Origin of the sequence: Pseudomonas sp. LjRoot277 (genome assembly GCF_964253845.1) — a bacterium.
Lineage (GTDB): Bacteria > Pseudomonadota > Gammaproteobacteria > Pseudomonadales > Pseudomonadaceae > Aquipseudomonas.
Genome location: NZ_CAXURI020000001.1, coordinates 461,604 through 476,396, shown reverse-complemented (window position 1 = coordinate 476,396; position 14,793 = coordinate 461,604). Strand labels below are relative to the sequence as shown.

At 60.8% G+C, this 14,793-nt stretch carries 13 protein-coding genes; 3 read left to right on the top strand and 10 right to left on the bottom strand.

Annotated features, from left to right (window positions below; translation table 11 throughout):
• Positions 1–38: 38 nt before the first annotated feature.
• The 4 genes from ACSQ87_RS02255 to ACSQ87_RS02240 form a co-directional block, all read right to left on the bottom strand.
• On the bottom strand, positions 39–1,763 hold the full coding sequence (locus tag ACSQ87_RS02255; RefSeq protein WP_223429463.1) for a putative 2-aminoethylphosphonate ABC transporter permease subunit: 1,725 nt from the start codon (positions 1,761–1,763) through the stop codon (positions 39–41).
• On the bottom strand, positions 1,763–2,839 hold the full coding sequence (locus ACSQ87_RS02250; protein ID WP_095127046.1) for a putative 2-aminoethylphosphonate ABC transporter ATP-binding protein: 1,077 nt from the start codon (positions 2,837–2,839) through the stop codon (positions 1,763–1,765). The genes ACSQ87_RS02255 and ACSQ87_RS02250 overlap by 1 nt, the downstream gene beginning before the upstream one ends.
• A gap of 240 nt (positions 2,840–3,079) precedes the next feature.
• Positions 3,080–3,943, bottom strand: a complete 864-nt coding sequence (locus ACSQ87_RS02245; protein WP_436273274.1) for a LysR family transcriptional regulator — start codon at positions 3,941–3,943, stop codon at positions 3,080–3,082.
• Positions 3,944–3,959: 16 nt separating this feature from the next.
• Positions 3,960–6,224, bottom strand: coding sequence for a heavy metal translocating P-type ATPase (locus ACSQ87_RS02240; RefSeq protein WP_436273273.1), 2,265 nt, complete (start codon positions 6,222–6,224; stop codon positions 3,960–3,962).
• An 85-nt stretch (positions 6,225–6,309) separates the two neighbouring features.
• On the opposite strand from ACSQ87_RS02240, the gene cadR reads away from it, so the two are divergent.
• Positions 6,310–6,759 (top strand): Cd(II)/Pb(II)-responsive transcriptional regulator, encoded by a 450-nt coding sequence (gene cadR, locus ACSQ87_RS02235; RefSeq protein ID WP_056738877.1) that lies wholly within the window; start codon positions 6,310–6,312, stop codon positions 6,757–6,759.
• 124 nt (positions 6,760–6,883) lie between these two features.
• Here the strand turns inward: cadR and ACSQ87_RS02230 are convergent, their stop codons facing one another.
• The 3 genes from ACSQ87_RS02230 to ACSQ87_RS02220 all read right to left on the bottom strand — a co-directional run bounded on the left by ACSQ87_RS02230 (position 6,884) and on the right by ACSQ87_RS02220 (position 9,576).
• Entirely contained in the window at positions 6,884–7,855 is a 972-nt protein-coding gene (locus ACSQ87_RS02230; protein ID WP_436273272.1) for a thymidylate synthase, read from the bottom strand.
• A gap of 48 nt (positions 7,856–7,903) precedes the next feature.
• Positions 7,904–8,710, bottom strand: a complete 807-nt coding sequence (lgt, locus tag ACSQ87_RS02225; RefSeq protein ID WP_150659035.1) for a prolipoprotein diacylglyceryl transferase — start codon at positions 8,708–8,710, stop codon at positions 7,904–7,906.
• A gap of 83 nt (positions 8,711–8,793) precedes the next feature.
• The gene (locus ACSQ87_RS02220) at positions 8,794–9,576 is read right to left on the bottom strand and encodes a sulfite exporter TauE/SafE family protein (protein ID WP_347802492.1); all 783 of its coding nucleotides are present in this window, start codon (positions 9,574–9,576) and stop codon (positions 8,794–8,796) included.
• A gap of 120 nt (positions 9,577–9,696) precedes the next feature.
• Between ACSQ87_RS02220 and ACSQ87_RS02215 the strand changes: the two genes are divergently transcribed.
• Entirely contained in the window at positions 9,697–10,443 is a 747-nt protein-coding gene (locus ACSQ87_RS02215; protein ID WP_223429467.1) for an NRDE family protein, read from the top strand.
• 196 nt (positions 10,444–10,639) lie between these two features.
• Here the strand turns inward: ACSQ87_RS02215 and ptsP are convergent, their stop codons facing one another.
• A complete protein-coding gene (gene ptsP, locus ACSQ87_RS02210; protein ID WP_150659037.1) occupies positions 10,640–12,919 on the bottom strand; it encodes a phosphoenolpyruvate--protein phosphotransferase in 2,280 nt (759 codons plus the stop codon).
• A 22-nt stretch (positions 12,920–12,941) separates the two neighbouring features.
• Positions 12,942–13,421: an RNA pyrophosphohydrolase gene (locus ACSQ87_RS02205; RefSeq protein ID WP_008150514.1), complete on the bottom strand. Its 480-nt coding sequence runs from the start codon at positions 13,419–13,421 to the stop codon at positions 12,942–12,944.
• A 143-nt stretch (positions 13,422–13,564) separates the two neighbouring features.
• Between ACSQ87_RS02205 and ACSQ87_RS02200 the strand changes: the two genes are divergently transcribed.
• Positions 13,565–14,221, top strand: a complete 657-nt coding sequence (locus tag ACSQ87_RS02200) for an HAD family hydrolase (RefSeq protein WP_436273271.1) — start codon at positions 13,565–13,567, stop codon at positions 14,219–14,221.
• A 119-nt stretch (positions 14,222–14,340) separates the two neighbouring features.
• Here the strand turns inward: ACSQ87_RS02200 and ACSQ87_RS02195 are convergent, their stop codons facing one another.
• Positions 14,341–14,766, bottom strand: a complete 426-nt coding sequence (locus ACSQ87_RS02195; protein ID WP_436273270.1) for a DUF2269 domain-containing protein — start codon at positions 14,764–14,766, stop codon at positions 14,341–14,343.
• Positions 14,767–14,793: the final 27 nt, after the last annotated feature.

Here is a 14,793-nt window from a genome sequence, read left to right as displayed (position 1 = left end):
TTTTGAGTTGAGGGGCTTTCTGTTTTAGGAGCAGCGAATCAATTGCCTGGCGCGGTCTGCCGCCAGGCCTGGGAGCGGCGCAACAAACCGCGCGACGCCCAGGCCAGCAGCAGGGACACGCCCGCCGAGGTGAACAGAATCAAAGTCGACATCGCCGCCGCGCCGCCGACGTTGCCGGCATCGTCCATGTTCAGCACCGCCACCGCCGCGAGGATGGTGTCGGGGCTGTAGAGGAAGATCGCCGCCGAAACGGTGGTCATGGCCGAGACGAACAGGTAGCGCACGATGTCCAGCAGCGCCGGCAGACAGATCGGCACGGTGACGCGCAGGTAATGCCGATACAGCGGCGCCTTGAGCGACAGCGCAGCGGCTTCGAATTCGGCATCGAGTTGGCGCAGCGCGGTGGTGGCGGTCATTTGCGCGGTGGTCAAATAGTGAGCAATGGTGCAGACCACCAGCAGGGTCATGGTCCCGTAGAGCACATGCAGCGGGTTGCCGGTGAGGTTGAAGAAGAAGACGTAACCCAGGCCCAGCACCAGACCCGGCACCGCCATCGGTACGAAACTGAGCATGCGCAGTGTCAGATTCAGCCCGCGCTGACCCTTGGTTTTTTCCATCAGGTACGCGCCGGTGAAGATCAGCACGCTGCCGATCAGCGCCGTGCACAACGCCATCTTCACGCTGTTGCCGTAGGCCAGCCAGCCACCGCCCGCCGTGTCGTTGAACTGGTAATGATTGAGCGACAGCGACAGGTTGTACGGCCAGAATTTCACCAGCGACGAATACACCGCCATGCCGAACACCAGCAGCAACACCGCGCAGATCAGCAGCACGATGGCCAGGTAGCAACCGTCCCGCAGTTTCGACGGCGCCGGTTGAAAGACCTGCGCCCGGCCGCTCATGGAGTCGCCGTGACGGCGACGCAACCAGGCGTCGACCCCGAAGCTGAACAGCGCCGGCAGCAGCAGGACCATGCCGATCAACGCGCCGCGACCGAATTGTTGCTGGCCGACCACGGCTTTGTAGGCTTCCAGCGCCAGCACCTGATAATCACCACCGACCACCACAGGCACGCCGAAGTCGGTGATGGTCAAGGTGAACACCAGACAGAACGCCGCGAACACAGCCTGACGGGTTGCCGGCCAAGTGATGCTGCGAAAAGCTTTCGCCGGACTGGCGCCCATGCTGGAGGCAGCATCGAAGAGTCGCGCATCCGCCAGGGACAGCGCCGACAGCAGAATCATCAGCGCGTGTGGGAAGGTGTAGATGACCTCACCGAGAACAATCCCCCAGAAGCCGTAGATATTGTCCGAAAGCAAACCGCGCAGCATGCCTTGGTTGCCGAACAGATAAACCAGCGCAATACCCGGCAACATCGACGGCGCCATCAGCGGCAACAGCGACATGCCGCGCCAAATGCCTTTGCCTGGAATCAATGTGCGTTGCAGCGCGTAGGCAAACAGGTAGGCCAGCGGTACGACAATCGCTGCGACGCTGAGGGAAACCTTCAGGCTGTTGCCCAGCAACCAATGGAAATTGGCACTGGTCACCAGTTCACGGGCGGCCACCAGACCGCCGCCCTGCCCGGCTTCCGAGCTGAAGCCGCGCCAGAAGATCGCCAGCAACGGCATCAGTACCGCAACGCCGAGCAACACCAGCAAAAGGACTTTGCCTCCGACCACGAACACCCGATCGCCGATTTCGGCACGGGAGGTCTGCCGAACCTGCTTGTGCGGTATCGGCAGCGCGAGGTTCGCGCTCATCAGGCAAACACCTGCAGGCTGCGCGGTGGCAAGGCGACCATGATCTGCTGGGCGCCGAGGCGTGGCATGGCTTCTGGCGCCAGTTCCGCCAGCAATGCATGGCCTGGCAGTTGATCGAGTTCGAAGCTCATGCGGCAGCGGTTGCCGAGGAAGGTGATCTCGCGAACCTTGGCCGGGAACAGGTTTTCTTCATGCACGGGCGGGTTGACGTTGATCGCTTCCGGGCGGCAGAACAAACGGCCGGACGCGGTTTTGGCGCTGCCGTCGGCCAGGCGCATGTTCATCCCGCCGACTTGGGCATGGCTGTCGCTGCTGCGCTGGAATGGCAGCCAGTTGCCCTGACCGACGAACTCCGCCACAAACGGTGTGGCCGGGCGATCGTAGATTTCCTGCGGCGTGGCGTATTGCTCGACCTTGCCGTTGTTCATCACGGCAATACGGTCGGCCATCAGCATGGCTTCGTCCTGGTTGTGGGTGACCATCAGGGTGGTGATGCCGAGGTTGCGCTGCAGTTGGCGCAGTTCGGTGCACAGATGCTCGCGGACCCGGGCATCGAGCGCCGACATCGGTTCGTCCAACAGCAGCAACGAAGGCGCCGGCGCCAAGGCCCGAGCCAGTGCGACGCGCTGCTGTTGGCCGCCGGACAATTGGCCGGGGTACTTTTTCTCACTGCCGATCAGGCCGACCAGTTCCAGCATCTGACCGACACGCTTGCGCACTTCATCGCGACCACTGCCGGCGAGGCCGTAGGCGATGTTCGCTTCGACGGTGAGATTGGGAAACAGCGCGTAGGACTGAAACAGAATGCCGTAGTCCCGAGCCTGAGGCGCCAGGTGGGAAACGTCGCGATCGCCGAGGTACAACTCGCCGCTGTCCTGCTTCTCAAGACCGGCGATGCAGCGCAGCAAGGTGGTTTTTCCGCAGCCCGACGGACCGAGCAAACACACCAGTTCGCCGGCCGCCACGTCGAGGGAAACGTTATCCAGCGCGGTGAAGGCGCCGAAGCGTTTCTGCACGCCACGCACTTTCATCGGGGCGCCGGGGTTGGTCAAGGCAGTTGCGATCGAGTGGTTCATGGACAGACCTCATCAAGCAGATGAAGGCCATCCTGGACTTGTAATGCGTCCGTCATGTGGCAGTGAGGCAAAAACGGCTGATAGTGGTATTCAGGGATTTGGGTTGGATGGAACGAACAATGAATAACCTGTGGCGAGGGAGCTTGCTCCCGTTGGGCTGCGAAGCGGCCCCTCTCTCTACCTGAAAAGAAGGGGCCTGCTGCGCAGTCCAGCGGGAGCAAGCTCCCTCGCCACAGGGATCTATGCCGGAGCCATTTCCTGCGCCAACCCCAGAAACGCCGCCGGCAGCCGCGCGCCTTTTCGCTCCTTGAGGCAGTACAAATACTCGGGAATCTGCGGCGCATTCTCGATGGTCAGCACGCGCAGTTGCGGATCATGCGGCACTTCCTGACGGGCAATGATGCTGATGCCGATGTTGCGCAGCACCGCCTCACGGATCGACTCACGGCTGCCAATCTCCAGTAGCGGCCCGAAACTCACCCCGGCGCTGGCCAGCAATTCCTCGGTCAGACGTCGAGTGGTCGAGCCCGACTCGCGCATCAATAGCGTATGCCCGGCCAATGCACTCAGAGGAACATGCTCGTGGACCGCCAGCGGATGATTGCGATGCACCGCCAGCACCAGCGGATCGCTGCCGAGCACCCGGCGAATCAGCCGCGCATCCTCCAGTAACTGCGAAGACGCAGCGATATCGACCCGGTAATCCTCCAGCGCTTCAAGCACCTGCTGGGAGTTGCCGATTTCCACCGACACTTCCACCTGCGGCAAGCGCTCGCGAAAGGTCTTCACCAGATCGAGGATGTAGTACGGAGCGGTAGCGGCGATGCGCAACGTGCCTTGGACCTGACCGCCGTTACGCAGGAAAAACTCAATGTCGGCTTCCTGCTGCAACAGCGCCTTGACCATCGGCAGCAACCGCGCGCCTTCATCGCTGACGCTGAGGCGGCGGCCACCACGGTAGAACAATTCAACCGAGTACTGACTTTCCAGATTGCGAATCTGCGTGGTCACCGTGGGTTGGCTCAGACCGAGTTTTTTCGCCGCCAGGGTAATGCTGCCCAGACGGGCAACCATGTAAAACGCCTTCAGCTCGGCACTCAGCACACCCTTTCCTCATCGCTTATTTGCGCAACAGGCGCAAACCGTTGAACACCACCAACAGGCTCACGCCCATGTCGGCGAACACCGCCATCCACATGGTGGCGATCCCGGCGAAGGTTACCCCAAGAAAGATCGCTTTGATGACCAATGCCAGGGCGATGTTCTGTTTGAGGATGCTCGAGGTTTGCCGGGACAGCCGGATGAAGGTCGGAATCTTGCGCAGATCATCGTCCATCAGGGCGACATCGGCGGTCTCAATGGCGGTATCGGTGCCCGCCGCCGCCATGGCAAAACCGATCTCGGCTCGCGCCAGCGCCGGAGCATCGTTGATGCCGTCGCCGACCATGCCGACGTTATGGCCCCGTGCATAAAGGGCGTCGATGGCTTGCAGTTTGTCGGTCGGCAGCAGATCGCCCTTTGCCTCGTCGATGCCGACTTGCGCGGCAATCGCCTGAGCGGTGTGGACGTTGTCACCGGTGAGCATCAGGGTTTTGATGCCCAGCTCGTGCAGTTGCTGGATCGCCTCGCGGCTGGACTCTTTCACGGTGTCGGCCACGGCGAACAGCGCCAGCGGGCCGGATTTGTCGAGCAGCAGCACCACGGACTTGCCCTGTTTCTCCAGCGCGAACAGCTTTTCCTCCAGCGCAGGCGAACACAAGTTCAGTTCTTCCACCAAACGGTGATTACCCAAATGGTAAACCTGACCGTTAATTTCGCCGCGCACACCGCGACCGGCCAGCGCCTCAAAGTTATCCACAGTCAGCGGTGCGAGTTGTTTATCCACAGCCGCGTTGGCGATGGCCAACGACACCGGGTGATCAGAGCGACCGGCCAGCGCTGCCGCAATCGCCGGAGCTGATGCGTCAGCGGTTGGATCAAGCGACAGGTAATCGGTCTGCACCGGTTTGCCGTGCGTGATCGTGCCGGTCTTGTCCAACGCCAGGTAATCGAGCTTGTAACCGCCCTCCAGATAGACGCCGCCCTTCACCAGAATGCCTTTGCGCGCCGCCGCCGCGAGGCCGCTGACGATGGTCACTGGTGTAGAAATTACCAGCGCACATGGGCACGCAACTACCAACAACACCAGCGCCCGGTAGATCCAGTCGAACCACAACGCGCCCATAAACAGTGGCGGAATCACCGCCACTGCGAGCGCGAGGATAAACACTGCGGGCGTATAGATTTTCGAGAAGCTGTCGACGAAACGCTGGGTCGGCGCCCGCGCGCCCTGGGCCTGTTCCACGGCGTGGATGATTCGCGCCAGGGTCGAGTTGTTGGCCGCTGCGGTTACCGAGTACTCCAGGGAACCGGCCTGGTTGATGGTGCCGGCGAAGACTTTGTCACCGACAGTCTTCTCAACCGGCAGGCTTTCACCGGTGATCGGCGCCTGATCGATGGTTGAACTGCCCGAAACCACTTCACCGTCCAGACCAATCCGCTCACCGGGACGCACTCGAACACGTGCGCCCAGCTCGATGGTTTTAACGTCCTGAGCGATCCAACGACCGTCGGCCTGCTGCACAGTGGCCTGTTCCGGGGTCATCTGCATCAGGCCGCCGATGGCGTTGCGCGCCCGGTCCAGAGACTTGGCTTCGATCAACTCGGCCACGGTGAACAAGAACATCACCATCGCCGCTTCCGGCCACTGGCCGATAAGGATCGCGCCGGTCACCGCGATGCTCATCAGCGCGTTGATGTTCAGGTTGAGGTTTTTAAGCGCGATCCAGCCCTTTTTATAGGTGCCGAGGCCGCCGCTGAGGATCGAGATCAACGCAATGACCGCCACAACCCAGTTCGGCGCGGCGCTGGTGAAGTGGATCACTTCGGCGGCGAGTGCGCCGATACCGGACAGAGCCAAGGGCCACCAGAGCTTTTTCTCGGGGACCGGTGCTGACGGTTCAGCGCCCTGCTCCAGCGACTCGGCCTGCATGCCGAGGGACTTGATGGCGTCGATGATCGGCGCGGTGCTCGGCAAGTCATGGGTGACGCCCAACACGCGGTTGATGAGGTTGAATTCCAGTTGCTGCACGCCCACGAGTTTGCCGAGTTTGTTCTCGATCAGTGTCTGCTCGGTCGGGCAATCCATGGCGTCGATGCGGAAACTGCTCAGCCGCGCGCCAGCCGTTGGGGTTTCGCTGAGTTTGATCAGCGACGGCGCCGCCACTTTTGAGGAACAGCAGGAATCCCCGTGGCCGCCGTGGTCATGTTTCTTCTGCACAGGCTGCAGTTTGAGATCGTGATCATGCCCGTCTTCGGGTTTGTGCGTGTGAAGGGAATCGCTCATTGGGTCGCGTCCGGAAAGGTGCCTGTTGCCAAGTAAAGACCCTGTAGCCACTATAGGGTCAAGCACCTATTTGGAGATTGCCGTCATGAAAATCGGAGAACTGGCCAAACTCACTGACTGCGCCGTGGAAACCATCCGCTACTACGAGCGCGAAAACCTGCTGCCGGAGCCGGCCCGCAGCGACGGCAACTACCGCGTCTACACCCAGGCTCATGCCGAGCGCCTGACTTTCATCCGCAACTGCCGCACGCTCGACATGACGCTGGAAGAAATCCGCAGCCTGCTGGCCCTGCGCGACAGCCCGCAGGATCAGTGTGAAAGCGTGAATGCGTTGATCGACGAACACATTCATCACGTCAAGGCGCGGATCGATGGGTTGATGGCGTTGCAGACACAACTGCTCGACCTGCGCCAACGTTGCAGCGAAGGGCCGGATATTGATCAGTGCGGGATTTTGCAGCGGTTGGAGGTCAGCGGCGGGGTTGTGGCGACGGAGGTTGAGCATTCCCATGTTGGCCGCAGTCACGGGCATTAAGAACGCCACAAAACCCTGTGGGAGCGGGCTTGCTCGCGAATGCGGTGTGTCAGACAACATCTCTGTCGACTGACACTCCCTCTTCGCGAGCAAGCCCGCTCCCACATTTGGTCGGTGTTGAGGGCTAGACCGCCATCGGCGCGGTCATTGGGGCGTGGTGCTCGTAGCCTTCCAGCGAGAAATCGCTCGGCTCGATCAACTCCAGCCATTCCGGCTGATACACACCGGTCTTGGCAAACTCCGGCACACGATCACTAATCACCAGTTTCGGCATCGGGAACGGCTCGCGCTTGAGCTGTTCATTCAGCATGTCCAAATGGTTTTCATAGACGTGGGCATCACCGATGAAATAGGTGAACCAGCGCGGCGTGTAGCCGGTCAGGCGACCGATCAGGCTCAGCAGCGCGGCGCCTTCGGTGAGGTTGAACGGCGTGCCCAGGCCCAGATCGTTCGAACGGATGTAGAGGGTCAGGGAGATTTCCTTCGTTTCGACGTTCGGGTGGAACTGGTACAGCAAGTGGCACGGTGGCAAAGCCATTTCATCGAGCTGGGCGACGTTCCAGCCGTGGAACAAGATGCGGCGGCTGCCCGGGTCTTTGATGATGGTGTCGACGCACTGGCGGATCTGGTCGATCGCCTTGTACAGCACCACATAAGCTTGGCCGTCCTCTTCGCCTTCAGCAATCTGACGATAACCTTGGCTCAGAGTCTGTTCGATGGCGGCCTGGTTGCTGACCAGGATCTGCTTGTACGCCGGCCATTTGCGCCATTGCACGCCGTAGATCTCGCCGAGGTCGTCTTCGCCCTGACGGAACGGGTTGGCCAGCCACTGGGCGTTTTCGTTGGCGTTCTGATCCCAGACCTTGCAGCCCAGCGCACGGAATTCAGCGGCGTTGTTCACCCCGCGCAGAAAACCACACATCTCGCCGATGGCCGATTTGAAGGCCATCTTGCGCGTGGTGATCGCCGGGAAACCTTCCTTCAGGTCATACCGCAGCATCGCGCCAGGGAAGCTGATGGTGTTCACGCCGGTACGGTTGGCCTGTTTGGTGCCGTTCTTGATGACGTGGGCGACCAGTTCGAGATATTGCTTCATGAGTTACCTGTGTCCTTGAACCCGGGACCGTCGCCCCGGGGTTCGAATTTATACGGCCGCCGCCGGAGCCGCCGGTGCACGGTGATACGCCAGCCAGATCAGGTACAGACCGCCGACGATCATCGGTACGCACAGTACCTGACCCATGGTCAGCCAGTTCCAGGCCAGATAGCCCAGTTGCGCGTCCGGTACGCGGACGAATTCGACGATGAAACGGAAGATGCCATAGAACAGCGCGAACATCCCGGACACCGCCATGGTCGGCCGCGGCTTGCGCGAGAACAACCAGAGAATGGCGAACAGCGCGACGCCTTCGAGGGCGAACTGATACAGCTGCGACGGGTGACGCGCCAGTTGCGCCGGATCGGTCGGGAAGACCATCGCCCACGGCACATCGGTGGCCTTGCCCCACAACTCGGCGTTGATGAAGTTGCCGATACGTCCGGCGCCCAGACCGATCGGCACCATCGGTGCGACGAAGTCCATCAGCTGGAAGAACGACTTGCCGTTCTTTTTACCGAACCACAACGCGGCCAACATCACGCCGATGAACCCGCCGTGGAACGACATGCCGCCCTTCCACACTTCAAAGATCAACAGCGGGTTGGCGAGGTAAGCACTCAGATCATAGAACAGCACATAGCCCAAGCGGCCGCCGAGAATGACCCCCATCGACATCCAGAACACCATGTCGGAGAGTTTCTCTTTACTCCAGGTCGGGTCGAAGCGGTTCAACCGGCGCGATGCCAGCAGCCAGGCGCCGCCGATGCCGATCAGGTACATCAAGCCGTACCAGTGGATTTTCAGCGGACCGATGGCCAATGCCACCGGGTCGATCTGCGGGTAAGGCAGCATTGCGACTCCTTGTTAGAGTTGAAACTTTCAAAATTCCCGGGCGACGCTGTCACGTCAGGATTAAGTCAGGATTGCGGTACACGTCAGAGCAAGAAGTTCAGGCCCACGCAGAACAGCAAAGCGGCGAACAGTCTCTTCAGCAATTTCGGCGACAGGCTGTGGGCCAGTCGTGCGCCGAGTCGGGCGAAGAACATGCTGGTCAGGGCGATCCCCAGCAACGCCGGCAAATAAACAAAACCGAGACTATGGGCCGGTAGCAATGGATCGTGCCAGCCCAGAATCATGAAAAATAATGCACTGGACAAGGCAATCGGCAGACCGCAGGCGGATGAAGTTGCCACGGCTTGCTGCATCGGTACGCTGCGCCAGGTCAGAAACGGCACCGTCAGCGAGCCGCCGCCAATCCCGAAAATCGCCGAGGCCCAGCCAATCACACTGCCGGCCACGGTCAGACCGACTTTACCCGGCACCGTTCGGCTAGCCTTGGGTTTGACGTCCAGCGCCAGTTGCGCAGCGATGACCAGCGCGAAGACGCCAATGATTTTCTGCAAGTTGGGCCCGGAGATCGCTTCAGCCGTCAGCGCGCCGAAACCGGCACCAATGAGAATACCGAGGGTCATCCAGGCAAAAATCGGCCAACGCACAGCACCGCGGCGGTGATGTTCGCGGATCGCATTGACCGAGGTAAATATGATTGTCGCCAGGGACGTGCCGACCGCCAGGTGCGTGAGGATCGACGGATCGAACCCTTGCAGCTTGAAGCTGTAGACCAGCACCGGAACGATAATGATCCCGCCGCCGACCCCGAACAGCCCGGCCAGCACACCTGCGCAGGCGCCGAGCGCCAGATAGAGCAGAAATTCCATGCGCATCCCCAAATGAGAGCGGCATGGTAACGGATGCATGGCCTCAAGCTCCACTGGATGGCGATGGATACCCACACGATGACTGAGTAGAGTGGGCAGAAAACACACAAGGACTACCTTATGTGCCTGATTGTTTTCGCCTGGCGACCGGGTCACGCCCAGCCGCTGATCGTGGCGGCCAACCGCGACGAATTCTATGCCCGGCCCAGCCTGCCTCTGGCGCAATGGCCCGAAGCACCGCACGTCCATGCCGGTCGCGATCTGGAGGCGGGAGGCACCTGGCTCGGTGTTGGCGCCAATGGGCGCTTCGCCGCGCTCACCAACATCCGCGATCCGCATCAGCCGCCCGCACGCAAGTCGCGAGGTGAACTGGTGGCGCGATTCCTGACCGGCGACATGTCGATAGATGACTACTTGGCGGACGTTGTCGGACGTTCGCTGGAATATGCCGGATTTAACCTGCTGGTCGGCAATGCCAACGAACTGTGGCACTTCAATGCCCGGGAGACTGAGCCGGTGATGCTGCCACCGGGAGTTTATGGTTTGTCGAATGCGGGGCTGGATACGCCGTGGCCGAAACTGCTCAAGGCACGGGCAGCGCTGGAGGAGGTGCTGGACGATCCGCAACCCCAGGCTTTATTAGCGTTGCTGAATGATCCGCAGACGGCGCCATTTGCCGAACTGCCGGATACCGGGGTCGGGTTGGCGACCGAGACGTTGCTGTCGAGCGTGTTTATTGCCAGTCCGACTTATGGGACGCGAGCGAGTACGGCGTTGATTGTTCAGGCGGATGGGACGCGGTGGATGGTTGAGCGGAGTTTCGGGCCGTATGGCGGGCATTTGGGGGAGGTAGAGGTGCGGGTTTAGATTGTGAGGTGTCAGTTAGAACCACCCCTCACCCTAACCCTCTCCCCAGGGGGTAGAGGGGACTGACCGAGGTGTCTTTCGCTATCCATCGACCTGAAATATCGAGTCGAACTCAGACTTTGAAGACGATAGAGATCGGCCCCCTTTCCCCCTCTCCCCGCTGGGGAGAGGGGTCGATTTTAGAGTCGCCGCAGGTTTAGAGAGTCTTCGCCGAAGCCGGATTAATCATCCGCGCCAACCCAAGGTTCTTCAGCGCCAGTTGCAGCGAGCTGTGGATAACTTGCGGGTTGTCGATGGTCATCAGTTCGGCGAGCAATTCCCTGGCTTTGCTCAGGTTGATCTGACGCAGCATCCACTTCACTTTCGGCAAGTTGGTGGCGTTCATCGACAGGCTGTCGAAGCCCATCGCCATCAACAGCACCGCCGCCGCCGGATCGCCAGCCATCTCACCGCAGATACTCACTGGCTTGCCTTCGGCATGAGCATCACGCACCACGCTCTGAAGGGCTTGCAGCACCGCTGGGTGCAGGTAGTCGTAGAGATCGGCTACCCGCGGGTTGTTTCGATCCACCGCCAACAAGTACTGGGTCAGGTCGTTGGAGCCGACCGACAGGAAGTCCACTTGCCGCGCCAGTTCCTTGGTCTGATAAACCGCCGCCGGAATTTCGATCATCACGCCGATCGGCGGCATAGGCACGTCGCAGCCTTCGTCGCGGACTTCGCCCCAGGCCCGGTGAATCAGGTGCAGGGCTTCTTCCAGTTCGTGAGTGCCGGAGATCATCGGCAGCAGGATCCGCAGGTTGTTCAAGCCTTCGCTGGCCTTGAGCATGGCGCGGGTCTGCACCAGGAAGATTTCCGGGTGGTCGAGCGTGACGCGAATACCGCGCCAGCCGAGGAACGGGTTGTCTTCCTTGATCGGGAAGTACGACAGCGACTTGTCGCCACCAATGTCCAGGCTGCGCATGGTCACCGGTTGCGGGTGGAACGCGGCGAGCTGCTCGCGATAAATCGCCAACTGCTCTTTTTCACTCGGGAAGCGCTGGTTGATCATGAACGGCACTTCGGTGCGGTACAGACCGACGCCTTCAGCGCCACGCTTCTGCGCCCGCGCCACGTCCGCCAGCAGGCCGGTGTTGACCCACAGCGGCATGCGGTGGCCATCGAGGGTCACGCACGGCAAGTCACGCAGTGCATCCAGCCCGAGGGCCAGTTGCTTCTCTTCCTCGACCACTTCGGCGAACTGCTTGCGCAGCACTTCGCTGGGGTTGGTGTAGACCTCGCCGTGGTAGCCGTCGACGATCATCTGGATGCCGTCGACCTTGGAATACGGCAAGTCGACCAGGCCCATCACTGTCGGGATACCCATGGCTCGCGCCAGGATCGCCACGTGGGAGTTGCCGGAACCGAGTACCGACACCAGACCGACCAGCTTGCCTTCCGGCACTTCGCCAAGCATTGCCGGCGTCAGTTCTTCGCTGATCAGGATGGTGTTGTCAGGGTAAACCAGGGTCTGTTGACGCTCTTCCTGCAGATAAGCCAGCAAGCGCCGACCAAGGTCTTTGACGTCGGAGGCGCGCTCACGCAGGTAGGCGTCGTCCATCAATTCGAAACGGTTGACGTGTTCGGTGACCACCTGACGCAACGCGCCCTGGGCCCACTGACCGGTCTTGATCACGGTGGTGATTTCGCTGCCGAGCGAGGCATCGTCGAGCATCATCAAGTAGACATCGAACAGCGCGCGCTCTTCCGGGCGCAACTGGTTCGCCAGCTTGGCGGACAAGGCGCGCATGTCGGCGCGCACGCCTTCGATGGCGGTCTTGAACAACCCAAGTTCGGCGGTGATGTCGGTGATGGTCTTGTCGGGCACCACATCCAGATCGGCCGGCGGCAGCATGACCACCGCAGTACCGACCGCCGCACCCGGTGAACCCGGTACGCCGATGAACTTGGCTTCCTGAATGCCCTTGCCCTGACGCCCCAGGCCCCGGATCGAACCGGTGGCTTCGGCGTGGGCGATAACGCCGGCAAGCTGCGCGCTCATGGTCACGAGGAAGGCTTCTTCACCCTCATCGAACTGCCGACGTTCTTTTTGCTGAATGACCAACACGCCGACGACGCGGCGGTGGTGAATGATCGGCGCCCCGAGGAATGAGGCGTAGCGCTCTTCACCGGTCTCGGCGAAGTAGCGGTAGCGCGGGTGATCCGCGGCATTTTCGAGGTTCAGGGGTTCTTCACGCGTGCCGACCAGGCCAACCAGACCTTCGTTGGGTGCCATGCTGACTTTGCCGATCGAGCGCTTGTTCAAGCCCTCGGTGGCCATCAGCACGAAGCGGTTGGTCTCAGGGTCAAGCAGATAGACCGAGCAGACCTGGCTGCCCATGGCCTCTTTGACGCGCAACACAATAATCCCCAACGCCGCCTTGAGATCCTTGGCGGAGTTAACTTCCTGGACGATCTTGCGCAGCGTATTGAGCATGGCTCGGGGTCGAACTCCGTCGTCAGTCGCGCGATAAAAGGCGCGGGGCAAGCTCTTTGAGAGCGCGTCGATACACTTCGCGCTTGAATGTCACCACCTGGCCCAACGGATACCAATAACTGACCCAGCGCCAGCCATCGAATTCCGGTTTACCGGTCAAATCCATCCGCACCCGCTGCTCGTTGGAGACCAGGCGCAGGAGAAACCATTTCTGTTTCTGGCCGATGCACAGCGGCTGGCTGTGCGTGCGGACCAGACGTTGCGGCAAACGATAGCGCAACCAGCCCCGGGTGCAGGCGAGAATTTCAACATCTTCGCGCTCAAGACCCACTTCTTCGTTCAACTCGCGGTACAAGGCGTCTTCCGGCGTCTCCTGGGGGTTGATCCCGCCCTGTGGAAACTGCCAGGCATCTTGATTGATACGGCGAGCCCATAGCACCTGTCCGGCATCATTCGTGAGAATGATCCCGACATTGGGGCGGAAACCATCGGGGTCGATCACGGCAACAACCTCGCAAACGCATGTCGCCGCATTGTTCCACAAAGGTTGTGATAGCAGCAACGAGCCGGTCTACCTTATGTGCACTCTTGTGAAAAGTCCGTATTCTGGACGCCTTTCTACAGACTTTTCAGCGAGTAACTGCAATGCGGCTGGCTTTATTCGACTTGGACAACACGCTCTTGGGCGGTGACAGTGACCACGCCTGGGGCGATTACCTGTGCGAACGCGGCTTCCTCGACGCCGTCGCCTACAAGGCGCGCAACGATGAGTTCTATCAGGATTACCTGGCCGGCAAGCTGGATAACGATGCCTACCTGAACTTTTGCCTGGAAGTCCTCGGCCGCACCGAGATGGCCACGCTGGATCAATGGCATCTGGATTACATGCGCGATTGCATTGAGCCGATCGTGTTGCCCAAGGGTCTCGAACTGCTGGCCAAGCACCGCGAGGCCGGCGACAAACTGGTGATCATCACCGCGACCAACCGTTTTGTTACCGGGCCGATTGCCCAGCGTCTGGGCGTCGAAACCCTGATCGCCACGGAATGTGAAATGGTTGATGGCCGCTATACCGGACGCAGCACCGACGTCCCGTGCTTCCGTGAAGGCAAGGTGACGCGGTTGAATCGCTGGCTGGAAGAGACCGGGTATTCGTTGGAGGGCAGCTATTTCTACAGCGACTCGATGAATGATTTTCCGCTGCTGGAGCGGGTGACGCATCCGGTTGCAGTCGATCCGGACCCGAATTTGCGCACCGAAGCCGAGAAGCGTGGCTGGCCGGTAATGTCTCTGCGCGACTGATATCGCCTGTAGCAGCTGCCGAGGTACGAGGCTGCGTTGGGCTGCGCAGCGGCCCCCGGGGGCGGTCCTGCGGACACGCAACGCAGCCTCGTACCTCGGCAGCTGCTACAGATTCCGCGCTAAACCGGCTTGGCGCCCATCAACCCCGCAATGGCGATAAAACAGACGAAACTGAACAGTGCGAGTGCGAAGGTGAACTTGCCGTTGCCTCCCGGAGCAGTGCGCAACTTGTTAAGCCGCACCAGCAACCAGAACCAGCCCAACGCCGCGACGGTGTAAAGCACGCTGGACACCAGCAACCAGGTCTGCCCCAGCGGCCAGCCCACCAGATGCACCATCCACCAGCCGGTAAACGGCATGCTCAGCAGCGCCAGCCCCATGACCAGCCAGATAAACACCCGCGGCCGCTGCAACGTACGCGCGTGAGCCGTTGCGTCACCATTACGGCGCGTGCGCCAGACCCAGATCGCCAGACCCAGTGCGCTGACCAGCAGCAACACCGTCGCCACCATATGAGCGACTTTCAGGGCGGTTAACGTTTCCATTGTTCGATTTCCTTATGGTCTGGCCAT